This window comes from Pectobacterium artocarpous (genome assembly GCF_046159765.1).
Classification (GTDB): Bacteria; Pseudomonadota; Gammaproteobacteria; order Enterobacterales; family Enterobacteriaceae; genus Pectobacterium.
In genome coordinates, this window is record NZ_JBJXVK010000018.1 from 43946 (window position 1) to 70671 (window position 26726).

The 26726-nt window shown below is 51.9% G+C and carries 21 protein-coding genes and 1 pseudogene; 11 read left to right on the forward strand and 11 right to left on the reverse strand.

The genetic code is table 11. The features are described 5' to 3' along the window. The first annotated feature begins 215 nt into the window (after positions 1–215). A complete protein-coding gene (locus ACKQAD_RS12880; RefSeq protein ID WP_409160522.1) occupies positions 216–488 on the forward strand; it encodes an MEKHLA domain-containing protein in 273 nt (90 codons plus the stop codon). Between the two features lie 417 nt (positions 489–905). After that, positions 906–1520, forward strand: coding sequence for a YagU family protein (locus tag ACKQAD_RS12885; protein WP_409160523.1), 615 nt, complete (start codon positions 906–908; stop codon positions 1518–1520). Between the two features lie 112 nt (positions 1521–1632). On the opposite strand, the gene ACKQAD_RS20380 is transcribed toward ACKQAD_RS12885, so the two are convergent. The 8 genes and pseudogenes from ACKQAD_RS20380 to ACKQAD_RS12915 all read right to left on the reverse strand — a co-directional run bounded on the left by ACKQAD_RS20380 (position 1633) and on the right by ACKQAD_RS12915 (position 9454). Continuing rightward, positions 1633–1740, reverse strand: coding sequence for a hypothetical protein (locus tag ACKQAD_RS20380; RefSeq protein ID WP_498044231.1), 108 nt, complete (start codon positions 1738–1740; stop codon positions 1633–1635). Between the two features lie 8 nt (positions 1741–1748). Further along, positions 1749–1928, reverse strand: a complete 180-nt coding sequence (locus ACKQAD_RS20385) for an immunity protein Imm33 domain-containing protein (RefSeq protein WP_498044232.1) — start codon at positions 1926–1928, stop codon at positions 1749–1751. A 214-nt stretch (positions 1929–2142) separates the two neighbouring features. After that, positions 2143–2715, reverse strand: a pseudogene (locus ACKQAD_RS12890) (transposase); the annotation flags it as partial. Between the two features lie 184 nt (positions 2716–2899). Then, positions 2900–3721: an energy transducer TonB gene (locus ACKQAD_RS12895; RefSeq protein ID WP_409160524.1), complete on the reverse strand. Its 822-nt coding sequence runs from the start codon at positions 3719–3721 to the stop codon at positions 2900–2902. Continuing rightward, a complete protein-coding gene (gene tolR / locus ACKQAD_RS12900) occupies positions 3718–4167 on the reverse strand; it encodes a protein TolR (protein WP_409160525.1) in 450 nt (149 codons plus the stop codon). The genes ACKQAD_RS12895 and tolR overlap by 4 nt, the downstream gene beginning before the upstream one ends. Before the next feature lie 12 nt (positions 4168–4179). Further along, entirely contained in the window at positions 4180–4914 is a 735-nt protein-coding gene (gene tolQ, locus ACKQAD_RS12905; protein ID WP_409160526.1) for a protein TolQ, read from the reverse strand. Positions 4915–4972: 58 nt separating this feature from the next. Continuing rightward, positions 4973–6913, reverse strand: a complete 1941-nt coding sequence (locus ACKQAD_RS12910; RefSeq protein WP_409160527.1) for a phytase — start codon at positions 6911–6913, stop codon at positions 4973–4975. Positions 6914–6925: 12 nt separating this feature from the next. After that, positions 6926–9454 carry a TonB-dependent receptor gene (locus tag ACKQAD_RS12915; RefSeq protein WP_409160528.1) on the reverse strand — a complete coding sequence of 843 codons (2529 nt, stop codon included), beginning with the start codon at positions 9452–9454 and terminating at the stop codon, positions 6926–6928. 449 nt (positions 9455–9903) lie between these two features. On the opposite strand from ACKQAD_RS12915, the gene ACKQAD_RS12920 reads away from it, so the two are divergent. From ACKQAD_RS12920 to dcuR, 5 genes are all read left to right on the forward strand, one after another. Further along, the gene (locus ACKQAD_RS12920; protein ID WP_409160529.1) at positions 9904–10821 is read left to right on the forward strand and encodes a GGDEF domain-containing protein; all 918 of its coding nucleotides are present in this window, start codon (positions 9904–9906) and stop codon (positions 10819–10821) included. A gap of 4 nt (positions 10822–10825) precedes the next feature. Next, entirely contained in the window at positions 10826–11917 is a 1092-nt protein-coding gene (locus tag ACKQAD_RS12925; protein WP_409160530.1) for an AraC family transcriptional regulator, read from the forward strand. Between the two features lie 597 nt (positions 11918–12514). Then, positions 12515–13837: a cation:dicarboxylate symporter family transporter gene (locus ACKQAD_RS12930; protein WP_409160531.1), complete on the forward strand. Its 1323-nt coding sequence runs from the start codon at positions 12515–12517 to the stop codon at positions 13835–13837. A 109-nt stretch (positions 13838–13946) separates the two neighbouring features. Beyond that, complete coding sequence (locus ACKQAD_RS12935; protein ID WP_409160532.1) at positions 13947–15401, forward strand: DASS family sodium-coupled anion symporter; 1455 nt, start codon at positions 13947–13949, stop codon at positions 15399–15401. A gap of 83 nt (positions 15402–15484) precedes the next feature. Further along, on the forward strand, positions 15485–16216 hold the full coding sequence (gene dcuR / locus ACKQAD_RS12940) for a two-component system response regulator DcuR (RefSeq protein ID WP_409160533.1): 732 nt from the start codon (positions 15485–15487) through the stop codon (positions 16214–16216). A gap of 219 nt (positions 16217–16435) precedes the next feature. Here dcuR and ACKQAD_RS12945 read toward each other — a convergent pair whose 3' ends face one another. Further along, complete coding sequence (locus ACKQAD_RS12945) at positions 16436–17056, reverse strand: TetR/AcrR family transcriptional regulator (RefSeq protein ID WP_409160534.1); 621 nt, start codon at positions 17054–17056, stop codon at positions 16436–16438. A 396-nt stretch (positions 17057–17452) separates the two neighbouring features. Here ACKQAD_RS12945 and ACKQAD_RS12950 point away from each other — a divergent pair, with 396 nt between their 5' ends. From ACKQAD_RS12950 to ACKQAD_RS12965, 4 genes are read left to right on the forward strand one after another with little or no spacing between them, the layout of a single operon-like run. Further along, positions 17453–18424 (forward strand): efflux RND transporter periplasmic adaptor subunit, encoded by a 972-nt coding sequence (locus tag ACKQAD_RS12950; RefSeq protein WP_409160535.1) that lies wholly within the window; start codon positions 17453–17455, stop codon positions 18422–18424. Position 18425: 1 nt separating this feature from the next. Beyond that, complete coding sequence (locus ACKQAD_RS12955) at positions 18426–19517, forward strand: efflux RND transporter periplasmic adaptor subunit (RefSeq protein ID WP_409160536.1); 1092 nt, start codon at positions 18426–18428, stop codon at positions 19515–19517. Beyond that, a complete protein-coding gene (locus ACKQAD_RS12960; RefSeq protein WP_409160537.1) occupies positions 19514–22564 on the forward strand; it encodes an efflux RND transporter permease subunit in 3051 nt (1016 codons plus the stop codon). Before ACKQAD_RS12955 ends, ACKQAD_RS12960 begins: the two co-directional genes overlap by 4 nt. Continuing rightward, the gene (locus tag ACKQAD_RS12965; protein ID WP_409160538.1) at positions 22561–24084 is read left to right on the forward strand and encodes an efflux transporter outer membrane subunit; all 1524 of its coding nucleotides are present in this window, start codon (positions 22561–22563) and stop codon (positions 24082–24084) included. The genes ACKQAD_RS12960 and ACKQAD_RS12965 overlap by 4 nt, the downstream gene beginning before the upstream one ends. A gap of 509 nt (positions 24085–24593) precedes the next feature. Here the strand turns inward: ACKQAD_RS12965 and ACKQAD_RS12970 are convergent. After that, positions 24594–25808 carry a multidrug effflux MFS transporter gene (locus tag ACKQAD_RS12970; protein ID WP_409160539.1) on the reverse strand — a complete coding sequence of 405 codons (1215 nt, stop codon included), beginning with the start codon at positions 25806–25808 and terminating at the stop codon, positions 24594–24596. A 273-nt stretch (positions 25809–26081) separates the two neighbouring features. After that, positions 26082–26708, reverse strand: a complete 627-nt coding sequence (locus ACKQAD_RS12975; protein ID WP_409160540.1) for a TetR/AcrR family transcriptional regulator — start codon at positions 26706–26708, stop codon at positions 26082–26084. Positions 26709–26726: the final 18 nt, after the last annotated feature.

Here is a 26726-nt window from a genome sequence, read left to right on the forward strand (position 1 = left end):
AGAGCAGCCTTATGTGTGTAAAAGAATAAAAATGGATTTTAAATTCCATAAAAATATATATGTGAAAGGCTTTTACTTGGTGCGGATGATGAACCGTTTTCTTTGGAATCTTGGTGGTGGTATCGGTTTTTATTACTACCCTTGTTCGATGTGCTGGTTGATGCGCATAAACTGCTGGAAGCAATTCATGACGAAGAAACCGTTAAGGAGAAGCTATGCCGCTCACATTGCTTGAGAAGATTGATTCATGTTATCTGGCGTTGAACGGTGCTTTGCAGCCTGCCTGGCAGCAGTTTCTTGAAAATGTGTCTCGGCAAGGGATTGACCATAATTACACCGGAATCCGCATCAAGAAGAATGGCCAAACATTTCCGATTTACGGTGGTGTGGTCTGGCAATTACGCCATCAGGACGGAGCATCCTGGGGAATGGCTGCATTATTCTGGCGTGAAGCGCATCAGCGCCCAGGTTGGTTCCGGCAGAATTAAGGAAGAGTAAAATGGGTGTATGGGGGAGGGTTGGCTGGATTACTTCATCCTATCAATCCATGTGGTGGGTTGAATATCAGTGTGTTGCCGCGTGAGATTATGAGTTACTGAACTGTTAGTATTTTACAAAAAAATAACCGAAAATATGTTTATCGGCTATTTATTGGAAAGTTGTTATTCGTTTTATCGGAGGAAATATACATTTCGTATACGTTATAGAAGCTGGTTTTTCAATTATTGAATAAAAGTTTAACAAAAAAACAACGCATTATTTTATTTTCCATTTTATAAATTTTAAAACGAAGTTCCTAATAACAAAATATACTAGAGGAATTGTTAGATATATCAATTAACATCTTTATCAGTCCATAATACCTATGTAAGAATATAATCTTTAATAGTTAGATTGGTAAAAAAATGAACTTTTTTGAACAAACATCTCCATCCCGGAGACGCTATGGATTAGCGGCTTTTATTGGTTTGATTGCAGGTATTGTTTCATCTTTTGTTAAGTGGGGCGCTGAAAATCCGCTTCCTCCACGTAGCCCCACTGATATGTTTAGTAGTGCTTGCGTACCTGAATCACTGATTAGAGCTGCCGATCAAATTGATTGCTCTCGTAATTTTCTTAACCCACCCTACATTTTTTTACGCGATTGGCTTGGCGTCGTTGACCCTAATGCAGCGGTTTATACCTTTGCTGGCCACGTATTCAATTGGGTTGGTGTGACGCATATTATTTTCTCTATTGTTTTTGCTGTAGGTTATTGTGTTGTTGCAGAAGTATTTCCTAAAATAAAATTATGGCAAGGTCTGCTGGCCGGTGCGCTGGCTCAATTATTTGTCCATATGATTTCATTCCCATTAATGGGCCTCACCCCGTCTCTGTTTGTTCTCCCTTGGTATGAACATGTGTCAGAAATTGTAGGCCACCTCATTTGGTTCTGGTCCATTGAAATTATTCGTCGTGATTTACGTAATCGTATGACTCGCGAGCCTGACCCCGAAATTCCTTTGAATGCTGCACGATAGGCTGTGATTTTATTTTAGATAATGTGAAATATTGCGATGCTTATTATTTTAGTGTCGCACTATAAATTAACAGTGAATATTCCTGTCTATTCTAAAACGCCTTGAGATGCTCTCAGGGCGTTTTTCTACTCCGCCTCCGTCCAAACTCTTCATATCCCGCCCGGTCAATGATGAATTTCGTTCCTTCGGGTAAAAATAAATACGGTACGACTTTAGGCAACGTTTCCTCTAAGTGACTCGTGTGAAGAGGACTTGGTAAAAGCCGTTCTCGGCTGAATGCTCACCGCAGTGGATGAACCAGCTTATCGTGCCGTTTTCTGGCAATCGGATCCGGGTTCCGTAAAGGGGGAAACGGTGTAAGGTGTCCAGAGCTATTTCGACCCTGTCCTCAGGGGGATGCGGTGACATTGGTACTTATCGCAGGTCTGCTTCTGTTGCGCGCTGGGTAGGGGACGATCCGTTTCTTTACATGGTTCAATCCGCTGTGATTTTCTATGTATTCCGAGATTACCGAAACACGTTATTTCTCCTGAGAAGCTGACTGATGGGCGCTTAGCTATCCAGCCATCAGTTTAAAAGCGTTTCATCTTCTTCGGCGTCAATGTTCTTATAAATATTCACATGGGATAGCGATATGCTTCTGACCACCTCGCTTATACCGATGCGCGGGTTGCTGGAAACTGACAAGCCCCGTTCCTTCATCAACTGGCGGGTCAGGCAGCGCCCCATCCTGAAGCCCTTGTAGCCATGTGGCAATATTGCTTGCCCCTGCCGAGCCATGGCTGACGCTGTGCAGATCCTGAAGCAGACTGCGAAGATGTATCCGGCGGGCATCCGGCTTCATTGGATGTGACTTCCAGTGTTTGTAACGGCTGCGATGAACCCCGATACATAGCAAAGTGTTGCCGCGGGATAACGCGTTCTGAGCTTCCCGATTAACGAGAATTGTTCAGGGAGTCTGATATCAAGAGCGCGGTAGCTTTTTAATATTTATTTTTCTATTTCAATCTGTTATGTCGTTATGGGGCGCTTTTGGTGATTTACCTTGCCGTTCTTCTCGTCATTGTCTGCCCCGGCGCGTCATAGTCGACAGGCCAACATTCATGGCATTGGCTACGTCTATAACAGTGTAATGTTGGTCGAGAACCAACTGAGCAGATTCACGCTTAAATTCGGGGCTGAAATGTCTTCGTATTGTGTCACCGATGTTGTTATGAGATGAAGAATATCACCGCTTATCAGGTGGCCAAATCATTAAACCGCTACAGACGCCTTGGCTCGGTCTCTTACTGCTTCGTTCCAGACGGCATAGGCAAAGTAGACGACTGCAGAATGGCCAAAAACCGTACGTTCGCGCTTGTGTCGCCCCGAAGTGGAACTTACTCAATCCGATAGTGGAACGTATTTTTCACTTGCCGTACATCGACTGGCTGGCCGTTGATAATGCGCGGCTGATAGCGAAAGGTTCGGGCTGCGTTGACGGACGGACGGACGAACAGCGGATTACAGTCGCTTTGCGCCTGCGGATCTTCCACCTCGCCGCGGCGGTTTACCCGGTAAACCACGGTACAGTCACCCTCTATCTTGCGGCTTAACGCTTTATCCGGATAGTCCGGCACTTGTTTACTGATCGGCTGATACTGATGCTCGTCCATCACTCCCGTCTGGCGCGCGTTTTCCGACGTCCGTGCGGCGGCCTGGCTTTGCAGCGCAGTCTGATGGCGTTGTTCGTCTTCGGCCTGCCGCCGCGCCAGTTCCTGCTGTTGTCGACGCTGTTGTTCCTGCCGCCGACGCTGGGTTTTTCGCACGTTGTGCTCCTGCTGCCGACGTGTCAATTGCGCCTTGTCCGGCCGGGGCGGCGCGACCGGCGGTTCGGCCACCTTGGGCGGCTCCGGCGGCAGCGTTTGGCGTGGAGCAGGTTCCGGCGCGGCCTGCGGCATGGATAGCGGTTCCTGTGCGATGTCCGGCGTTGTAGGCGGCGCGGTGGGCAGGGCTATCAGCACAGTGTTCAGATGACGTACAACCGGTGCCGGGGGCGTTTCCATTTGCCAGTGTCGCAGTAGAATCGTTCCCAGCAGCAGGTGGGCCGCCAGCGCAATCGTCGCAGCGGCGATACGCCGGGGCCAGAGAGTTTGTCGCTTCATCACATCCTCGGGCATCATTTTATTATCAGCAGAGTAATCGACGCTGATTGCACTCATTGTGGCGCCTCGGTAATCAACCCAATATTTTCGACGCCGATTTTTTGCAGTGCAGCCATGCAGGCGACCACGCTGCCGTAGTTGGCGGCCTGGTCGGCGCGGATATAGACAAGGGTGTCGCCTTTGGCGGCGATGATGCCCGCGACCTTGGCGCTCATCTCTTCCAACGTGACCGCCAGCGCCGAATCGTCACGCTGCTCGGGCCGCACGTCGCTGGCCAGATTCCAGTAGTAGGTGGCGTCGGCCTTGACCGACAGCGTAAGAATTTGACGCTGGCTGTCGGCGGGCAGGGCTTCGCTGGCCACTTTGGGCAGTTCCAGCTTTACGCCCTGCAACAGCATCGGAGCGGTAACCATAAAAATCACCAGCAGCACCAGCATGACGTCGATATAGGGGACGACGTTCATTTCGGCCTTGGGGCTATGGCGTAACGGTGGTCTGCGCATAAACGACTCCTGTCAGGCGGCCTGGAAACGGGAAGCGGTTTGGTGGGCCGCGGTATGTAGCTGGCGGTGCAAATAGCCCTGTAGCTCATTGGCGAAACTGTAATAGCGGTTCACCAGTGTCTGCGTCCGGGCGGTAAAGCGGTTATAGAAGATCACCGCCGGGATGGCGGCGAACAGGCCGATAGCGGTGGCGATCAGCGCTTCCGCGATGCCCGGTGCCACAGTGTTCAACGTCGCCTGCTGTACGTGCGCCAGGCCGATAAAGGCGTTCATAATGCCCCACACCGTGCCGAACAGACCGATGTAGGGGCTGACCGAGCCAATCGTGGCCAGCATGGTCAAGCCGTTGGTCAGGCGCTCTTCCTGCTCGGCGATGACGACGTGCAAGCTGTGTTCCACGCCGGATGTCACGGCGTCGGGCGATATGCCCTCTATCTGGCTTAATTGCTGATATTCATGCCAGGCGGCGGAGAAAAGGTGTCCGGCACCAGCGTCCCGGGCGATGTTGCCCTGAATGGTGCGCTGAATCGACGGCAGATCGCCGTCCTGACGAAAACGGTGGCGGAAGGCGATGATATCTTTCTCGCTGCCGCGCAGCACACGGCCGTGCGCCACGATCAGATACCAAGAGGTCAGCGATGCCAGCAGCAGGATCGCCATAACGCACTGCACCAGCAGGCTGGCATTGCCGATCAGACTGACGAGCGTCATGGTGTTATCGGAAATTACGCTATTATCGGGTGTCATTCTCTACTCCTTACGGTTGCCCGCTGCCCCGGAGGCCAGCGGATGATTCAGTTAGCCGTCAGTCCGCCAGTTGCAGCGCTTGCGCGATCGCCGACCAGGGAAGATATTTATAGTTTTGCGCCTGCTCCGGCAGACGGTTGCGGCCGTCTTGCACCACCAGCAGGCCTTGCCGCCACGGGCCGCCCAGGTCAGCGGAAACGACATCCAGGCCGTCGGTCTCGGACGCGCCATCAACGCCTGCGTCGGCGTTCAGACCGATGCGGAATGCGCCGCGCAAGGTATAGGGAGGCTGGGCGTCGAGCACCAGATAGCGGTTGTTGCCCTGGCTGGAAACCACCAGATAGCTGTGCCGGCGGCCCTGATACAGCGTTATTCCTTCGACGTCCGGCTGAAGCGCGCCGCCCGCCGCGATCGCCTGCTGTAAGCGCGCGGGCTGCGTGGGACGGGCATCCAACGCATGGACAGCGACATCCTCTTCTCCCACGAATAAACGCTGCTGGCGATCGTCCGCCACGCAGCCTTCCGGCTGGCTGGAGATGCTGAATTCGCGCACTATCTCGCCTCGCACGCCGCCGTATTCGCCCCACAGCCGGTACTGCAGGAAACGGCCGCTCTTGTCGTTGGCGATGGCGTAGATCGTCCCCTGCGAATCCTTAAACATACACAGGCCGTAGATCTCGGACAGCGGGGTGGCGATCTCGCCCAGAACGGCGACCTCTCCGCTCTGTGGCGCGACGGAGAACAGATGCAGCGAGTTGTTGTCCCGGTTGCTGGCCACTGCCAGATCGACGCTCTTGCCGTCAAGCCTCAGTCCGCTACGCAGATCCACATTGTTCAGTCGCCCGACCGGCAATTCCTGCAATTTACGACCCTGTAGGTCGTACACCAGCAGTCCGCGCTGTTTATCGGTGGCCAGAATACGGCTGGCTGCGCCGTCGGCTGGGTTAACCCAAATGGCCGGATCGTCGGCGGCGTCGCCCAGGCTGGCTACCGGATCGGTTTCCACCAGCGCCGACAGCGTCGCTATCGTCGGCAGCGGCGTGATATCCGGCGGCATCCAGTCGAGGAGGCCGCGATGCAGCCCCTGTTTATCGGCGACGACGATCTCCGTTCCCTGCGCCGTCGGGCGCGCCGTCACCGTCTGCGGTTTTTTCAATTCCGGTAGCGGCAACGCGGGCTCGGCCTGCCAGCGTTTTCCATCATAGCGATAGCGATGCAGGCGCCGGGACTTGGGATCCAGCGCCAGTAGTGCGTCGGGGAGTACCGCGATGCCCGCTATTTCGCCGCCGATGGAGCCGAACGGCTGGCGTAGATCGACTGGCTGGCGGCGTAGCGGCGCTTCGCTCCCGGCGTCATAGGCCCAGAGACCGACCGATCCTTCGTTGACGTACAGCAGCGCCCGCCGGTCGTCGGCCTGACAATATTCGCTTTCCGGCGGCATGCTCAGATCGCGCACCTTACGTGGCGTATCCAGTAGTTGGGCGCTCTGGGCCACTAGCCATTGCTCCGCCACGCCGCTATCGCCGATCAGAAAGACGAAACCGTTGTCCGCTTCATCGCGGAATAGGCAACTGCCGTTAACCTTAAACGCGGGAGCTGGCAGATAGCGTACGCTCTCCCAGCGGCGCTTGGTGCCGTCCAGCCGCGCCAGCATCGGCTGCCGACGCGACTTGTCCACCGCCGCCACCAGCATGCCGACGGCGTCGGTGCGCACGTCAAGAGATTGGTAGCTACCGGGCAGTTCGACCAGCGTCACACCCTGGCTATCCTGTAGGCGTAACCCTTGCTTATCGCCGAGCAGCAGCCGGTCCGCGCCCGGCCAAAAACGGTCATCGGACAACAGTTTGAGTTCGTCGTTATTGGCGCTGCCTGCGAGCGGCGTCAGTTGCGGCGCTTCCGGCTCTGGCGTCTCGGCCCGACAGGCGTTGCCGACGTTCAGTGCGATGCCCATCGCGAGTAGCGTCAGCGCCGCCGAACGGTATGGAAGTCTGAAAAACATGCGCGAATCCCTTTAGAAATTGGTGTAAGTCACGCCCAGCTTGAAGGTCGGGCCATATTGTTCGTATTGCGAGTTGAAGCCGTAATTGCCGGTATAGGTGTAGTAGCGTTCGTTGGTCAGGTTCTGCGCTTCGAACGAAAACTGAAGCTGTTTGGTGAGGAAATAACGCACGCTGAGATCGACGAACACCTGATCGTCGACGTAGCTGTCGTAGGCGCTATCATTGACATTGGCCGCTTCGCTCAGGTAATCCGACTTATAGTTGGCCGATAGACGCACGCTCACTTTATCGTTTTCCCAACCCACCATCAGGTTGCCCACCACGTCAGATTGATCCGGCAGCGAAATTTTACGCGAGTGGCCGTTGCCTTCGATGCGGGCGCTGGATTTGCTCAGCGTCAAGTTGGCACCAGTCAGCAGGCCGTTCCACGGCGACGGTAGCCAGTCGAATTTTTGCGAGTAGGCCAGTTCGGCGCCGTACAAGCGCGCTTTTTCACCGTTGGCCCAGGTCTTGGCCTCGCTGAAATCGATCCATGCGCCGCTGCCGGCCAAATCGGTTTGATAGGCGAAGTCGCGGATGTCTTTATAGAATAGATAGCCTGAGAGCGTCCCAGCGCGTCCCATATAGTGTTCGATCCCCAAATCGAAGTTTTTCGACTTCAGTGGGGAGAGCGCGGGATTGCCGAACTCGGCTTCATCGCCGTCGATGCTATAACCGGGGGTCAGTTGGCCGAATGCCGGACGCACCACCGAATTGGTCCAGGCCGCACGGATCTGGGTATTTTTGTTCAGACGGTAGCGGGCGTGCAGGCCCGGCAGCCAGTCGTGATAGCTGGATTGGTGGCTGGAGGCCTGATACTCGCCGTCGCGCAGCCCGGTGCCGTCAGCGGTGAAGCGCGTGCCTTCATAGCGCAGCCCGCTAATAAAGCGCCAGTTATCGATATCCAGCGTGTTCATCAGGTAAGCGGCGTTGATATCTTCGCTCATCCAGTAGTCGTTGATGGTCGACTCTTCCTGATCGTAGAAGCCGTCCTTGCCCAGCGTGCCGATCAGAGCGTTGATGCTGGCCGCATCGATAGCCGGGCCGTCCTGGCCAAAGGCGTAGCCAGCGTTGCCGGAGGAAAAACGGCTTAGATTGAGCTGTTCGTCGGACAGACCGTAGTTGCCCAATTTTTTGTATTTCCAGACATTCATGTCATTTTTCTTGTCGCGACGGCTGAGTTTTCCTCCGAATTTGACCTGATTGTCGGTATCCAGCAGGGTGTAGTCGCGCGCCAAATCGAGGCGGATATTTTTCTCGGTGTCGCTGGTTTTCTGTGTTTCCGACTCCATACTGTTGAGCTGATAATTATCGGCGTCGGCATAGCCGCCGCCGATCTGGCTGGTCGGTTTAACCGTGTCGGAAAAGCCGCTGTCCGCGAACGAGTCCAGCCCGGTGAAGGTGGCGTAGGCACCGTTGGGCAGATTTTCACTGGATCGGCTATAGGCCATCTGGCCGCCGATCGTCCACGGACCGAGCAGATGTTCGCCGCCCAGGACGACGCTTTTGACATTCTGGGTCTCTTCGCGGTTTTTTAGTTTACGCTCAACCTCGGCATCGCCTTGCTCCCCCGCTGCCAGCGGATCGCTGAATTCGATGGCGGATGACTGGCGGGTTTCGCTATCCTTAAAACGGCTGTACAGCGTGCGCAGGTAATAGCTGGACAAGTCGCTCGGCTTATAGTCGAAATTGAGGCCGAAGCCGGTGCGTTCGCGCTCGATCTCATAGCGTCGCTGTTCAAAACTGTTCAGCCGCGCGCCGTCGCTGAAATCCCAGTCGCCGCCGGTTTCCACGTTATCCGAAGCGAAACTGCGCTTCTGCCAACTGAGCGCTGCCGCCACCCCGAAATTGTTTTCCCCGTCGCCGATGCTGAAAATATTGCTGACCGCGCCGGAGAACTTCGGGCTGCTTTTATTGCGATTGGTATCGTAGCTGCCTTCCGCGCCCAGAGTGTAAAACAGCCCGTCGTGATCGAACGCCGACAGGCTGTTGACTTCGACGGTGCCGCCCAGCGAATTCGCGTCCATATCCGGCGTCAGCGTTTTGACCACCGACAGCGACTGCACCAGTTCCGAAGGCAGTACATCCAGCGCCACGGCGCGGCGGTCGCTCTCCGGCGACGGCATGGAAGTGCCGTTGATTTGCACGCTGTTCAGGTCTGGTCCCAGGCCGCGCACGCTGACATAGCGCCCTTCACCCTGGTCGCGTTCGACGGAGACGCCTGGCAGGCGCTGCAGCGCTTCCGCCGCGTTGTCGTCCGGCAGTTGCGCCACGGCGTCGGCGTGAACCACGCTACGGACGGCGTCGGAAGCGCGCTGTTCATTCAGCGCCTGGCTGATGCTGGCCGCCTGGCCGATAACGTCCACATGTTCGGCGTTCTCTTCCGCTGGCGCTGGTGCGGTGACGGTCAGGCTGCCGATGGCGAGCGCCAGAGCGCTATGTCTGAATGTTGTCCTTACAGCTGTATATCGTGGATCAGTATTGTTTCGCTGCGATTTCACGTGTTTTCCCCCCAGAGTAACGACGGTTTACTGTTGGCTGACCGGCTTATTGGGGAAGGGATGCTAAAAATCACCGATGTCAGTTATATGACATTTAACGGCTATCGGGGCGTAGCGGCGCTCAATTATGCTCTGTAACGCGCGTTTTGAGCTGAAATGACTGCCGTAAAGGCATCTGTACGTGCGGAACGGAAAACCGACGCGCCGGGAGGCGGCGTTTATGACCGGTGTCGGACGCGCAGCGGCGTAGTACGGCTACGGCCTCGCGCCGTGGCGCGCAACACTTCCCGGCGCTGAGATTCGCGATGTGTGGCGCGTCCTTCGGCCGACGGCGGCGTAAAATAAATAGTTATCTAAGTTGAGCTGAATTGACCCCTGCGCTGTCATGCTGCCGTCATCTGCGCCTGTATGCTTAGGTCATCCGATGATTACGCATAAAGAGCCTTACGATGTATCGCCTCTGGAAACAACACGGCAGCAAGCTGCTGCTGCTGGCCTTTCTCGCCAATTTCGGCCTGCTGATCGACCTGATTATCGGCGAGGTGAAGCCCTGGCCGATAATCGACGGGATGGATGTGCTGACCGAAGGCGGCTCGGCGCTACTGGCGCTAAGCTGGCTGATTATGCTGCTGATCAGTCGGCCCACCGGGCGCGTGACCACGCTGCTGGCGCTGGGGCTGGCCTGTATTTTCTTCTCCTGGTGGATGGACTGCCTGGATGAGTTCATTAAGCTGCCGCCGGGGGCGAATATGGGAGAGTGGCTGGAAAATATTCCCATGCCATTCGGCCTGATACTGATTACGCTGGGGATTTACCACTGGCATCAGGAACAGTTGGCGATTAGCGCGCAGTTAAATAAACGCGAACGGCTGTTTCGCGAACACCTGCTGTTTGACAAGCTGACCCCGCTGGGCGGCGCCGATTATCTGCGCAAGCAGTTGTCGCTGTCGCTGAAACAGGCGGCGGCCGAACGGCAGCCGCTCTCGCTGATCGTGGTCGATTTAAATGATTTTGACGCGATTAACCGACGCTTCGGCACCGCGGAAGGGGACTATGTGTTGCAGGCGCTGTGTCAACTGCTGTTGCTTAATCTGCGTCGGCAGGATCTGCTCTGCCGGCTGGCCGGCGACCGTTTCGTCGCCTTGTTGCCCAATACCGGCGAGCAGCAGGCAGACATGATGGCACAGGATCTGACGGCGGCGATCGCCAGCCTGGCGCACCACACGCAGCAGCATGGTGAGCGTGTCAGGCTACAGGCCAGCGTCGCCGCAGTCATGGCGCTCGACGAGGATCAGGAGCGCCTGCTGCAGCGCCTGAACTATACGCTGAGTCAGGTCAAGGCTGCACCGGACGGCAGAGCAGGCTAGCCTGATGACAGCGAACGAGCGTTGGTACGAGTGCGATGAGCGTTTTATCGTCGGACACCATCAACCGGGGATGTTGATCGATCTGGCGTTGTCGCGGGATATCGGCGGACACCGCCTGCTGCGCGGCACCGGCGTCTTTCTTGAGGATATCGCCGCCGGCGCGGCGCGGTTTAGCCAGCGGCAGTTTGGCCAGCTTATCGACAACAGCATACGCCTGCTGGATGCCGACGATAGCAGCTTTCTGTTCGGCCAACGTTCGCTGCCCGGCTGTTACGGCAACTTTAGCCATGTGCTGCAACAGGCAGACAACTTGCAGCAGGCGCTGGAGGATGTCGTGCGTTTTGGCAGCCTGTTCAGCCCGCTGCTGGTGCCGCGCATGCATCTGGATGATCGCTATCTTTGTCTGTATTGGCCGCAAAGCGAGGCGGATGCAGGGCGGCAGCGTTTTCTGCTGGAGGCCGCCATGACTTCCGTCGTGGCGCTTGGCCGCTCGCTCTGTCCGCAACGCTCTTTACCCTGGCGTTTTTTATTTAACTATCGCCAGCCACGCCATATCGAACAGTATTGGGTGCATCTGGGGGATGCGTTACGCTTCGACCAGCCGCTGAATATGATGCTGCTGCCGGTGGAATACGCCCGACAGGCGTCGCCCCATGCCAACAGCACCATTTGCGCCGCGGTGCGCCAGCAATGCTGGCAACAGCTTGCTGCACTGGGATTTCAGCGCAGTTTTGTCGACTACTTTTATGACCATCTGTACCGCAATGTGCGCGAACCTCTCAACCTTGAACGTATCGCCGCCACGTTTGGCATGAGCCCCGCTACGCTGAAACGTAAATTACGCAAGCACGATAGCAGCTTCCAGCAGCAGTGGGATCGGGTGCGAAAGCACACCGCGCTATTCCTCTATTGGTTTAACGGTTTAAATAATGAAGAGGTCGCGCAGTATCTGAATATCAGCGATATCAATAATTTTCGCCGCACGTTCCGCCGCTGGACTGGTGTAACGCCCAGTTTCCTTTCTTCTCTGCCGATCCCTGGTACTGCGCCAGAGAAAGGGGGATCGGCAGTTGGATTGAGCTATTTGGTTATATGATCCCATCATAATGATGCGATTCAATCATCAGGCATCTTTGACAGTACGTCCGGTTTCAACGGACTTCAAAACGGCGATGATTTGATGCTCAGCAAATCGGGCTTTGCGCATAGCGATCTCCTCAACGGGACACAATCAGTATGTCGGAAGATCTCTAAAAGTGAATGGTTCGGTTTATCAGTATACTTACAGCATGAATTAAATTATTTATATTCAGTTAGTTATTTATGATTGTTTTTAATTGAAAACCAAGAGCAATTAAATGTCAAATAATTTACTTTTATTAATTACATTATAAGTGGTGATTTTGAAATGCAACGCAGATCGCTTTTTCTACGGCAGAGAAATGATAATTTAAATTCTCTTTTGGAGAAATACTTTCCATATAAAATTATATTTCATAAGTAATTATAATCGTAGGAAGGTGGCAAGAGAAAAATTCCGATGAACTTGTTCAAACAAGTGATTCAGGTTAGTGAAAAAACCAATACTCATTCGGATTGGAATATGATGGATATGTATTGATTATCAAGATGAGTTCTCATAATAGTTATCATCTTGGCGCGTGAGTGGATCTATTAAAAAGAGAGCGTACTTGTGAAAACAACCACTTCCACACCTGAATCAAAAAAGCGCCAGATTTGGTACTATAACCTTGGTACTCAAGTCCTGATATCTTTAATATTAGGAATTGTAGTAGGTCTCACAATTCCTGATATGGCAATAAAATTCAAGTTTTTAGGAGATATATTCTTAAATCTTATTAAAGTTGGGGTTGCTCCACTGGTGTTTTTAACAATAGTTCATGGTATTTCTTCTGCAGGAGATGCTAAAAGTGCTGGTCGTGTCGGATGGCGAGCATTTGTTTATTTTGAGATAGTGTCAACCTTTGCTTTAATTATCGGATTAACCGCAGGAAATATTTTCAAAATCGGCAGCAGCATGTCATTAATGAGCGGGGTTCCTGCTCCAGAGTTAAAGGCATCAACCACATCAGCATCAGGGGCTTACGAGTTTCTTTTGCATATAGTGCCAGATAATTTTATTGGCGCATTTGCAAAAGGTGAACTACTGCAAGTTGTTGTATTAGCGGTAATGATGGGGATTGGTATCTTGGCTATTTCAGTGGAACAACGTAGCCGAGTTAATAGTTCTTTAGATATGATATCTGAAATATTATTCTCATTTATCAATCTGGTAATGAAATTCGCTCCCCTTGGAACCTTCGGTGCTATAGCTTATTCTGTTGGCAGTAACGGTTCGAACGTTTTACTCGCACTAGCAGAACTAGTATTAGTCTTCTACATAGTTGTTGCTCTTTTTATTGTACTTGGTATGGGGGTGATAGCAAGGTTAACTGGATTCAGAATATGGCACCTGCTTCGCTATATTAAAGATGAATTAATTATCGTATTTGGTACCGCATCATCAGAAAGCGTTCTTCCCAGGCTATTAATAAAGTTAGAAAAACTTGGATGTGCTAAACAAACGGTAGGATTAGTACTCCCTACTGGTTATGCATTTAACTTGGATGGTACATCTATTTTTATGTCAATGGGAATTATGTTTATTTCTCATGCATACGGTATCCCTCTATCATTGGAAGCACAATTTGGCATACTCCTTTTAATGTTACTTACCTCAAAGGGCGCTGCGACAGTATCCGGTGGATCGTTTGTTGTCTTTGCTGCCACAGTCACCTCAACAAACATTTTACCCGTTGAAGGATTAGCTCTTATTTTTGGAGTTTACCGTTTTATGTCTATAGCGATAGCCATCTGTAACACTGTTGGGAATAGCGTTGCGACCGTAGTAGTAGCAAAATGGTCAGGTACTTTTGATCAAGACATAGCAAGTAAGTATCTTACTCCTGAAAAAGATAACCTAACTTCAAAAAAGAAGGAGGAGAATATAACCTGATTAAAAAATTAATAAGAACAGGAAATTCTCAATGTATATCAATTAATAGCATGACACAATGAATTACAAGCCGTGCTTTATTTCATTTATCTTTATAAGGAAGAGAAGAATGAGGCTTCGTACATCATATGGGTTGAATTGGTTCCCATTGATAGTAATTGGTTGTATTGTTGCATTCCTTTGGAATATAACGCCACCAACAGGATTAAGTTTAGCAGCTTGGCATTCCGCTTTGCTGTTTGTCGGAACTATCATTTGTATTGTCGCAAATGTATTACCTATCGGGGCTATAGGAATTATTAGCATTACCCTTTTTGCTCTAACTTATGCTGCAGGAGATAAAACACCTAGCGGTGCGATACAAACAGCATTAAGTGATCTGAATAGCTCTCTAATCTGGTTAATTGTGGTTGCTTTTATGATTGCCCGAGGTTTTATCAACACAGGGCTAGGTAGGCGTATTGCTTTACACATGATTCGCCTATTAGGGAAACGCACTCTCGGATTAGCTTATGGGCTTGCCTTCGCTGATTTAATGCTTTCACCAGCGATGCCAAGTAATACAGCACGCTGTGGTGGAGTGATTTATCCGATTGCTGATTCTTTGTCTCGTAGTTTTGGTTCTAAACCAGAAGATGCTTCACGCAGCAAAATTGGGACATTTTTGGTTACATGCATCGGTAACGTCAATGATGTTACCGCGGCTATGTTCATGACAGGCTATACAGGTAACTTACTGGCAGTGAAGTTGGCAGCTAACGCAGGCATCCATATATCTTGGGCCAGTTGGTTTCTCGCTGCAGTAGTACCATGTCTTATCTCATTAGTTATTATTCCACCATTGGTTCTCTGGCTTACAAAACCTGAAATTCGTCGTACTCCTGACGCTCCCAAAATGGCCATTGCTGATCTTGAGAAAATGGGATCAATGGCGCGTGGCGAGTGGTTGATGGCATTAACAGTAGTATTATTGCTAGTGCTGTGGATCTTTGGGGATAAATTAGGTGTGGATGCAACGACCGCATCGTTCGTTGGCCTATCTTTCCTACTGTTAAGTGGTGTTCTACGATGGGAAGATATTAAAAGCGAGAAAGGAGCGTGGGACACTCTGATCTGGTTTGCCGCACTGTTAATGATGGCTAATCAGCTTAAAAAGCTAGGATTTACCACATGGTTTGGTGATTTGATTGGTGGGAGTGTCGGCCATTTGATGGCAGGTACAAGTTGGGTATTAGTATTGTTGCTGTTAAACGCAGCCTATTTCTATACTCACTACTTCTTTGCCAGTGGGAATGCACAAATCGCGGCATTATATGCTGTGTTCTTGGGCGTTGGCATCAATTTGGGAATCCCTCCAGTACCTATGGCATTTATGCTGGCATTCACTAGTAGTCTCTACTGTTCATTGACTCAATACACGCATGCCCGCGGCCCTATACTATTCGGAGCTGGTTATGTACCCACCTCAGTTTGGTGGCGTTCAGGATTTATTATCAGCCTGGTTAATCAGACTATTTTTATGACAGCCGGACTAATATGGTGGAAGATCATTGGTTTATATTAAATAAGCTAGCATAACCCTAATAAAAACGCTTATAAATATATAACATTATTTGCTATGCGTGTTTCCTGATATTGGAGCCATATATGATGAATGTTTTAATTGTTGATGATGATGCAATGGTTGCAGAGTTGAATAGAATATATGTAGGAAAAATATCAGGATTCTATTGCTGTGGTATTGCATCTACTCTTCAACAAGCCAGAGATATGCTCAGTAACAACTTATTTAGCATCGACTTGGTTCTACTTGATATTTATATGCAAAAAGAAAATGGCCTGGAATTGTTGCCAGACATTAGAAGGACTAAACAATCCATTGATGTGATAGTAATTACCTCAGCAACAGATGCAATAACCGTGAAACAATCACTACACTATGGTGTAGTCGATTATCTAATTAAACCATTTCAATTTCCACGCTTCGAGGAGGCACTAATTACCTGGAGAGAAAAGCGAAAATTCATGAATACACAGTCTTCATATGAACAGTCAGATGTAGATAGATTATTACATGGTAATCCTATTAGAATCACTAGCTTTAATAAATTGCCCAAAGGGTTAACGTCACAAACACTTCAAACCATTTGTAAATGGATAAATGAACATAAAGATACAGAGTTTTCAACTAGCGACTTAGCTAAAGAAATAAATCTTTCCCGAGTCTCATGCCGAAAATATATTATGTGGCTGGAGCAAAATAACACTCTCCATACCACTATTCACTATGGTACATCGGGTCGGCCAATGTATTTATATCGCTTGGCTGAGGGGCAATACGGATTGAACGAATTTTTTCAGGATGATTATTATGGCTAGCGCTGAAAAATTATTAAAAATAATAGTGATTAAGTTTTTAGTTCCACGATCTCTTTGAGAAATTTCGTCGTTAAGCCATAAAACAGCATTCTTCAGTGTCAGACGAATCAGGGATTCATGGGATGCTCACTATTATATTAATAAAAATAATTTTTGATATAGCCCTAATTTTTAAAAGCTATCTGATGCAGATATCTCACGATAAGTTCATTCCTCAGTCTAATTCCTGTTCAACAGGCCATTCATTGTCAAATCTATGTGAGCTTCAATAAATGAATATTCGTCAATCTGAAGTTTCTCGGATGCAAGCAGGCGCCATACTGTGATATGCAGGACAGAACTCATTACCACATCAGGCATAGCTGCCGCCGCTCCCTCCCGGAACTCTCCTGCCTGAACGCCTTGATACAATAGAGTCCCTACAGCATGTGAGAGCGGTGCGATATACTCATCATAGTGACGGTCAACTATCTCAGGAAAGCGCATACCTTCTGTCAGCGACAGGCGTAACATTTTCTGAATCCTTTTGTCTTCAGATATTTTTTGATAAGCCATCAGCAGTAATGTTCTTAACTTTTCGGAGTAATTCCCTTCAAGTTCGGTAAGTGATGACAGCACCTCCGCAAAGGGTTTGGATGTGTGTTGTGCGACGGCTTCAAACAGCGCCTCTTTTGTCGGAAAGTACAGATAGATAGTGCCTTTCGTGATACCTACCCGTTTGCCGATATCCTCAAGGCGCGTCGCGCTGTAGCCTTTTTCACTGAACTCCTCAAAAGCCGCATCAAGGATTTCGTTTGGGCGCAGCGCTTTTTGCTCAGCCCTGGACTTTCTGTTTGGCATTAATCATTGCTCCCGATTATGTAGGAATGCGCGTAAAACTGGAGGCAAAATAACACAAAGTGCATCACTCTCGTTCTCTGAAAGTTAATATAACTCATTGTGTTACCGCGACACTTCACCGAATGTCAGATGAGCAACGCCGCGCATTTTTATTTACGTCTCCATTTAACTCGTTTACCGCTACAGGAATTTCCGTTTAGTGTGTTTCTCAATCGACAAACTAGTGTATTTTGTTGACTGACTGACAAGTCAGTGACTAATATGCGCTATCTTTTTCCAGACTGCAATGGCGGAAATGTAATGCGATCGTTTTTAAGGGTATCCCTTGCTCTGGCCTGCGTGTTGTCTACCGGATGTGACTATTCTGAGCAGAAACCGGCTATATCCAGGACGTTTGTGAAAGTTGTCTCAGTTCCCGTCACAGAGATTCAGCCCGCCGCGGAAATTACTGGTGAGGTTCGTGCACGGTTTCAGGCTGATTTGGCGTTCCGTACCGACGGAAGAGTCATTGAACGTCTGGCTGATGTCGGTTCAGTTGTGCACAAAGGTGAGCTGCTGGCTCGGTTGGATGCCACAGAAAAACGCGCTGATGTGAGCATTGCCCGCGCGGAGCTGCGCGCTGCTCAGAGCACGCTGAAACTGAAGAAAAACATCTTTGCGCGTAATCAGAAATTACGTTCTTCCGGCGCGATTTCGCAAGCTGACTGGGACAACTCACGCGAGGAACTGACCTCCGCTGAATCTTCCGTAGCGGTGGCTCGGGCGTCTCTGGATACCGCGCTGGATTCACTCTCCTTTACTGAGCTGCGTGCAGATGCTGACGGTGTTATCACCTCGCGCAGTATTGAGGTGGGACAGGTGGTTTCTTCAGCCCAGACGGCATTTACGCTAGCTCAGGACGGTCACCGCGATGCGGTGTTCCAGGTGTTTGAAGCCTATTTTCTCAACGGACAACCGCTGAAAAATATTGACGTGAGCCGGGTGGCCGACCGTACGCACAACATACAGGCGACGTTGCGGGAGATTGCTCCTGTACTGACGGAGGGCGCCGGGACCGTACGGGTTAAGGCGACCCTGCCGGAAAATCTGTCCTGGCCGCTTGGCACGCCCGTCGTCGGTAACTTCCGTTCACCGTCACGCGAGGGCAGTATCCTCCCCGCCAGCGCCATAACGTCGCGCAGGGGGCACCCCGCCGTTTGGGTGGTAGACGCCCAAAAAAAGACCGTTTCACTGCGTCAGGTCAGCGTCTCACGCTACCGGACAGATGATTTTATTGTGACCCAGGGCGTTAAACCGCAGGAATTGATCGTCTCAGAGGGCGGTAAGTTTCTGAGTGAAGGGCAGGCCGTACGTTGGGAGGTTAACTGAGATGCCTGATAATCGACGTATTCTTTTGGGGGCGATGTCCGCACTTTTCCTGCTGATTGGTTGCGATGAACCCTCGCACACAAACGAGTCGGTTCGTCCCGTGTTGTCCATGACGGTCAAAGAGGAGCGGACAGAACCGCCACGGCTGGCCGGAACTGTTGAGGCAAGAGTGGAGTCCGGGTTGTCTTTTCAGACACTCGGCAGAGTGATTTCACGCAAGGTGGAGGTCGGGGACAGTGTCCATAAAGGGGAGGTGCTGGCTGAATTGGATCCGCTCACCCTGCAACTGGCGGTGGCCAGTGCTGAGGCCGACCTGCGCAATGCCCGCGCCCGACTGGACAATGCGTTGCTGACTGAAAAGCGAAGACGCGCCCTCGCAGCGGTGGATGCCATGAGTCAGGAGAATCTGGACATCGCGGAAGAAGCGGCCAGCTCTGCGCGGGCAGCCGTTGCACAGGCCGAGGCCAGACTGGTGAAGGTGCGGGAGCAGTCAGGGTATGCGAAACTGACGGCGCGTTTCGATGGCATCATCACTGGCGTGTCCGTGGAAAAAGGGCAGATTGTCCCTGCCGGACAGACGGCAATACGGCTGGCGCGTCCGGAAGCGCGCGATGTGATTGTCGACATGCCGGGAGAGCAGGCGACGACATTACGGCCTGGTAGCCGTTTCTCTGTTCTGCTGCAGATAGACGAAACCATGAAAACCTCGGGCGAACTGCGTGAAATCTCGCCGCAGGCGGATGCTAGCACCCGTACCCGCAGGCTGAAAATCAGTATCAACGGTGCACCCGATGTGTTTCGACTGGGGACGGTGGTGACCGTTATGCCGATGGAAGCGCCGTCTTCGGCGAACACGGTACTGCTGCCCGCTACCGCTATCCATGTGCGGAATAAGCAACATTTTGTTTGGGTGATCGCCCCGTCAGATCATACGGTTTCGCTGAGAGCCGTTAAGACCGAAACGGTATCGGGCGGGGCTTCACAGGTACGCGTGGTGGACGGGCTTCATGAAGGCGAAGAGGTGGCGATTGCCGGTGTTAACGTGCTGATGCCAGGACAAAAAGTGCGAATCGAGAGGACGACGAATCTGTGAAAAAATTTAATCTGTCTGACTGGGCGCTGAGCCATCGTTCTCTGGTCTGGTATTTCGTTATCGTTTCTGCCTTGACGGGGCTGTTTTCCTATCTTGAGCTGGGCCGCGAGGAAGACCCCTCCTTCACCATCAAGACCATGATCATTCAGGCGCAGTGGCCGGGGGCTTCTGCAGAAGAGGTCACGAAACAGGTGACTGACCGTATCGAAAAAAAGCTACAGGAACTTGATACTCTTAAACATACCCGTAGCCAGACGACAGCGGGTCAGACTATCATTTTTGTCGACCTCAAGGATGATACGCCATCAAAAAATGTACGGCAGATCTGGCAGCGCGTGCGTAACATGATCGCGGATATCCAGGGCGATTTTCCTTCCGGCATTGTCGGTCCCTTTTTTAATGACCGCTTTGATGATGTGTTTGGCAATATTTATGCCTTCAGCGGCGATGGCATCGGACATCGGCAGCTACGCGATATGGTCGAAGATGCGCGTAAACAGGTGCTGACAATCCCGAACGTCGGGAAAGTCGACATTCTCGGCGCACAGGATGAGGTGATATACCTTGAACTTTCGACGCGCCGGAGTGCGGCGCTCGGTATTGACCGTTCCGCCATTATGAACGCATTACAGGCACAAAACGCTGTGACCGCGTCCGGATTTATTGAGACAGGTTCGGAACGTATTGCGCTACGCGTGGGCGGTGATTTTATTTCAGAAGAGAGCTTGCGCAATATTAACCTGCGGGTAAACGACCGTTTCCTTCCCCTGAGCGATGTGGTGACCATCACCCGGGGTTATGTCGACCCGCCGACCTCGCTGTTTCGCTACAATGGTAAACCGGCAATCGCCCTGGCCGTGGGAATTAAACCGGGCAGCAACCTGCTCGAATTTGGGAAGGCGCTCGATATTAAGATGGGCAGCATTCTGAATAATCTGCCGGTCGGTGTCTCGGTGGATCGCGTATCCGATCAACCGTCTGTCGTGGATGACGCCGTTTCCGGTTTTATCCGTGCGCTGGTCGAAGCCGTCGCCATTGTGTTAATTATCAGCTTTATCAGCTTGGGGATACGTGCCGGGCTGGTGGTGGCGATCACGATTCCGCTAGTGCTGGCCATTACCTTTGTGGTGATGTACTACTCCGGCATTTCCCTGCAGCGTATCTCGCTGGGGGCATTAATTATTGCGCTGGGACTGCTGGTCGATGACGCCATGATCGCGACCGAAATGATGGTCGCTCGTCTGGAGGAAGGCGACAGTCTGTCGAAAGCGGCCACGCATGTGTACACCTCGACCGCGTTCCCCATGCTGACAGGGACGCTGGTTACGGTAGCAAGCTTTATTCCCGTGGGGTTCAACGCCAGCAGCGCGGGTGAATTTACCTTTACGCTGTTTGTAGTGATCGGTGTCTCACTGATCGTGTCATGGATTGTGGCGGTGCTGGTGACGCCGTTACTCGGCGTCACCATTCTTCCGGCGACCATGAAGAAGCACGCTGACCAAAAAAGCCGCTTCAGCAAACTTTTTTCGCGCATGCTGCAATGGTGTCTGTATCATCGCTGGCTGACTCTGCTTGCGACGGGCGTCGCTTTTGCACTGTCGATTGGAGGTATGTCACTGGTACAACAGCAATTTTTCCCCAGTTCCGATCGCCCGGAGTTGATAATCGACTGGAATCTGCCGCAAAACAGCTCGATCCAGGAGACCAGTGAGCAAATGGCGAAGTTTGAACGCGAGAAGCTGAAAAATAACCCGGATGTGGCGCACTGGTCGACATACGTCGGTTCCGGCGCGCCCCGTTTCATACTCGCTTTCGATGTTCAGCCATCATCGGTTTCGTTTGGTCAAATGGTCATCGTGACCAAAGGCATTGAAGAACGAAACCGGCTGCTGGAAGATTTCCACAGCTATCTTGCGAAGACATTCCCAGGGACGGATGCTTACGTCAAACTGCTCGACATTGGTCCGCCGGTCGGCAAGCCGGTGCAATATCGGGTGGCTGGCCCGAATATTCAGGTCGTGCGTGAGCAGGCACATAAGCTGGCGGCTATCGTCGGCGGCCATCCTTCGCTGCGTAATATCTCTTTCGACTGGAACGAACCGGCTCGGGTGGTGAAAGTCAATGTGTTGCAGGATAAAGCCCGTCAGTTGGGGGTCTCATCGCAGGCAATTGCGCAGGCGCTAAATGGGGTCGTCGAAGGGGATAGCGTGACCCAGGTCAGGGACGATATTTATCTGGTGGATGTCCTCTGGCGTGGCGCGGCGCAGGATCGCGGCTCTGTCGATGCACTGTCTGATTTGCAACTGACCAGCAGTAGCGGCCAGTCCGTGCCCTTGTCGTCGGTGGCCACGTTCAGCTATGAACTGGAACAGCCCATGATATGGCGGCGGGACCGCACGCCGACCATTACGCTTAAGGCCGGGATCAGCGATGACACCCAGGCCGCCACGATTGTTAAGGCGCTTGCCCCGCAGGTGGATGCGTTCATGAAAACGCTGCCGGTCGGGTACTCTGTACAGATTGGCGGTTCCGTGGAAGAAAGCAATACTTCACAGGGGCCCATTATCAGTGTCGTTCCGGTGATGCTGTTCATTATGGCGACGGTTCTGATGATTCAGTTGCAGAGTTTCCATCGCCTGTTCCTCGTCTTTTCCGTCGCCCCGCTTGCCCTGATCGGCGTGGTGGCCGCGTTACTCCTGAGCAATGCGCCACTGGGATTTGTCGCCGTACTGGGGGTGCTGGCCTTGATCGGGATTCTGATACGTAACTCTGTCATTCTCATTGTGCATATTGAAACCTTGCGGGAACAGGGTGTCTCTCCCTGGAAAGCCGTGGTGGAAGCAACGGAACACCGTATGCGGCCGATTATGCTGACTGCCGCCGCCGCGACCCTGGCGCTGATACCCATTTCCCGGGAAATATTCTGGGGACCGATGGCCTACGCCATGATGGGCGGCATTATTGTCGGGACAATGCTGACGCTGTTGTTCCTTCCGGCGCTCTATGTCGCCTGGTTCAGGATACCGCATGAGGCGGAGCAAGAATGAGCAGACTGACTTTATCTGTCGGCGAACCCATCCGCCGACCTCACATTACACGTCCGGATCTTACGTTTATGAATCGTCATGCCCGCTATTTTTCCGTCCCGCCGTTCGGAGGCGGTGGGCAGTCGCTCCTTACGCTGTGCCTGGTAGCCTTACTGACAGGGTGTACGATGGCGCCTGACTACCAGCGACCGGAGGCGCCTGTCAGTAAACAATGGCCGACACAGTCAAGTACGAACGGTGCGCAAGCCGGTAAGGCGGCGGTCGACATCGGCTGGCAGGAAATGTTTGCAGACCCGAAACTGCGTCAGGTGATACAACTGGCGCTGAGTCATAATCGGGATCTCCGTATCGCCGCGCTGAACATCGAAAAAGCTCAGGCGCAGTACCGTATCCAGCGGGCTGACCTGCTTCCTAGCGTCAATGTGAACGGTTCGTCGTCTGCGCAGCGTACCCCGGCTTCGGTATCCTATACCGGGGTTGGCGGCGTCACACGGTCCTACAACCTAGATGTTGGCATCAGTTCATACGAACTGGATCTGTTTGGCCGGATAAGAAGCCTGAAAGAGGAGGCGCTGCAATCCTATCTATCTGCCGATGCGACCCGGCGTGCCACGCATATCAGCCTGATTTCCGAGGTTGCTGGCAGTTATCTGGCGCTGGCGGCGGATCAGGATCTGCAACATCTGGCGCATGAAACTCTGCGCAGTCGGCAGAAAGCATATGATTTACAGCGTAATCTGCATGCGGTCGGTAAATCCTCTCAACTCGAACTCCGTCAGTCGGAAGGCGAGCTGGAAAATGCACGGGACCAGGCCCTGAGCGCCGATAAACAGGTCGAGATTGACCGTAATGCGCTGGAATTGCTGGCGGGGACGCCCTTGCCTGAGGCATTGCTACCGTCCCCCGGTGCCGTCGGTGGCCTGCTGGGGGTCAATGACCTCCCGCCCGGTTTGCCCTCGGACCTGCTGCGCAACCGCCCAGATATCCAGGCGGCCGAACATGATCTGCTCGGCGCGAACGCCGATATCGGCGCCGCGCGGGCAGCTTTTTTCCCGACGATCAGTTTGACTGCTTCTCTTGGACGAGCCAGCAACGAATTATCCGGCCTGTTTGACTCGGGAGGGCGCAGTTGGAACTTCTCGCCGCAGATTACCCTTCCTCTGTTTAGCGGCGGTCGCCTGCTTGCGCAACTTGAGAGTTCGAAAGTTGAGCGGGAGATTGCGGTTGCAGAATACGAAAAATCGATTCAGACGGCATTCAAAGAAGTGGCGGATGCGCTGGCCGACCATCATGTGGTCGGGGAACAACTGGCGGCACAGCGCAGGCGTACTGATGCGGCGCAGGCAGCCTATACGCTGGTACGACTACAGTATGAAAATGACACCGCCAGTTATCTTGAGGTACTGGATGCCCAGCGTACACTCTATGCGGCGCAACAGTCTCTGATTCAGGCCGGGCAAGCCCAGCAGTCTGGCATGATCACCCTTTATAAAGTCCTGGGGGGAGGATGGTCCCAGTGAATTTTTAAAGCCAGATATCCGACTGCTTTAACATCGCTAGTTCCTTGTATGGACGGCCTTACGTTGCTCTTTTTTATTCCTGAGAGGTCGTGCAAAATGTGTGAGCGACATTCTTCTGTTCGTGCCACGAAATGTCTGTTCTGCCGGTCAACTCTGGCCCGCTATGAGTGGGGCGGCACCCGTGAAATGCTGGCGGTGTGCTAGCACAGGGCATGTCGCGCCAGACGTCGCTGCTTGACGCTGTCTTAGTCACTTGGCAGCAGCAGGATATGTGGAGCGTGGCGCTGGGCAAATACGAAAAGCGGGGGAAGTGGCCTGGGGCAATGCAATAGCGCACAAAGGAGGATTGTCTGCGCGGTCACAAACATCATGGAGCGAATGAATGCGTTCAGCCACGTTTTTCGCAGTAGCCGTAGAGCAGATGAAATTTTTATAGCGCCTCTTTTATTATTATGAGTTGCATCTCTGCTCACGGTATACGTCTTAATTGTTTACTGCAATGCTGTGCGCTATTGCCAGTGCACCTCATGTTTAGCTGAGAAGGAATAAAACAACCACAGTAAGAGTGCTATTACAGCCGGGATTGTAATTCCCATCGCAAGTGGAAAGGCGCTTTCCGATATAAACACTGCGATAGCTGCTGAGCAGGCAAAGGCAACACCAAACTGCAGGGACCCTATAAATGCCGATCCGACACCGGACTGGCCGCGAGCCGCTTCCATTGCAAGAGAAGTCGTATTTGCACCCAGCAAACCGACCATTGCGATTGCCACGCAAAGTGGAGTAATGAATATCCAGAGTTTTTCTGTATCTGAGACAGAGATTAAAATCAGGCCGGTCAGTAAAAATACCGTCAGCGCAGTGCTGATGATTTTCTCAACAGAAAAGAGCATCAGAAGCCTGTTATTAATCCAGGAGGACAGAACCAGACTTAAAGAGACCAGTGCAAAGGCTAGACCGTATTCGATATTGCTGAGTCCAAAGACACCCTGAAAGACGCTGGAGGATGCTGTAATAAAGGTAAACATCGCCGCCTGCACGAAAGCACTGACAAGAGACAACATAATAAAGTTACGGGAAATAAGCAGCTTTCTGTATGAGGCAAACGATTTTATTAAAGATTGCGTTGAACGGGCATGTACCGGCAGCGTTTCTGGCAAAAATAACGCCGACAGTAAAAACGCCAGCATTCCGATGACCAGCATCGTCATAAAAATCGACTTCCAGCCTAAATATGAGATCAGGATGCCGCCAAGCAGGGGGGAAAGTACGGGACCCAGTGCCATGAGCATGACCAGTATTGTCATCGTTCTGGCGGCCCGTACACCCCTGTACAGATCGGACACGACTGCCCGGCCAACCACCATACCTCCACAGGCCCCGATTGCCTGAATAAATCGCAGAACGATAAAGAGGGCGGCCGATGATGTCAGCAGCAGCATCACCGTGGCCCCGCAGAAAATGACGATGCCCGTTAAAAGCGGAACCCGCCGGCCATAGCGATCAATCAGCGGACCAAACAACAACTGACCAGTACACAGCCCGAGAAAAAAAACGGACAGAGACAACTCCAGCGTGCCGTCTTCCGCACGGAGATAGGACTGAATATCAGAAAAAGCCGACAGATACATGTCAGTCGATAGGGGGGCAAAGACTGACAGCAATGCCAGTATTGAAATAATCATCTTCCCGTTTAATTCTGATGCCGTGGATGCTTTAGCCATTTCTTAAGTCCTTTCCTTAACCAAAACGTTGATCGATATCCGTTAAGAGGTTCCGGGAAACCCGGATGTCGTGGTCTGTCAGTCGAAGCGAACTCTTAGACGATTTGTCCTGCCGCAGGGTGTGATGGCAGGTTTTGATGAGTCAGTGCTCTGACCCCAGCCATTCTGGAAAATGCAAGGGCCATGCCCGGGAACGGCGTACATTATTTACAGACTGAGTCAACCCCATGACTTTGCTGGTTTATAGTCAGATGAATGGCGACATAGCTGGCCTCAGTATTCTCCAAAAAAGCATTCAATAATCTCATTGACCATATTTATCAGTAACTGTTTATCCCATTCCTGACCAAGAGCCCTTGTCGCAGTATGCTGTGATAACCCGCTGAATACCGAGGCTATGATGTCCATTCCTGTCCGGATTTTCTGTATATCCGCGTCAGAATCCGTCCGGGATCTTTTAAACAGTTCTTCGTGAAATCTGGCGTTAATCGCATCGTGGGAGATCTGGAGGACCTCCGCCACGCCCGGATTCCGGGCCGCTTCCGCCGCAATTTCAAGCCATAGCCCATTAAAATCCGGTGAGGTATGGACTTCCACCATTCTCTCTGTATGTCGTTTTAAACTGACGGCAATTCTTTCATCTGGTGGAGATGCCGCGATTTCATTAATGAGCTCGTTCAGCGTACTTTCCTGAAGTGCCACCAGGGCTTCAACAATCGCTTCCTTATTGGCGAAGTGATAGTAGATATGTCCGGGGCTCATGCCGGCGGCTTTGGAAATTTTTGCAATGCTACATCCATGAAAGCCGAGTTCACGGAAACATTTTGCTGCTGCATCAAGCACCTGCTTTCTTCGTTCTTTATTTTTAACGCCCGTTTCCAGGTCAGGCAAATCACTCATCTTCTTTTCCTATCTCAA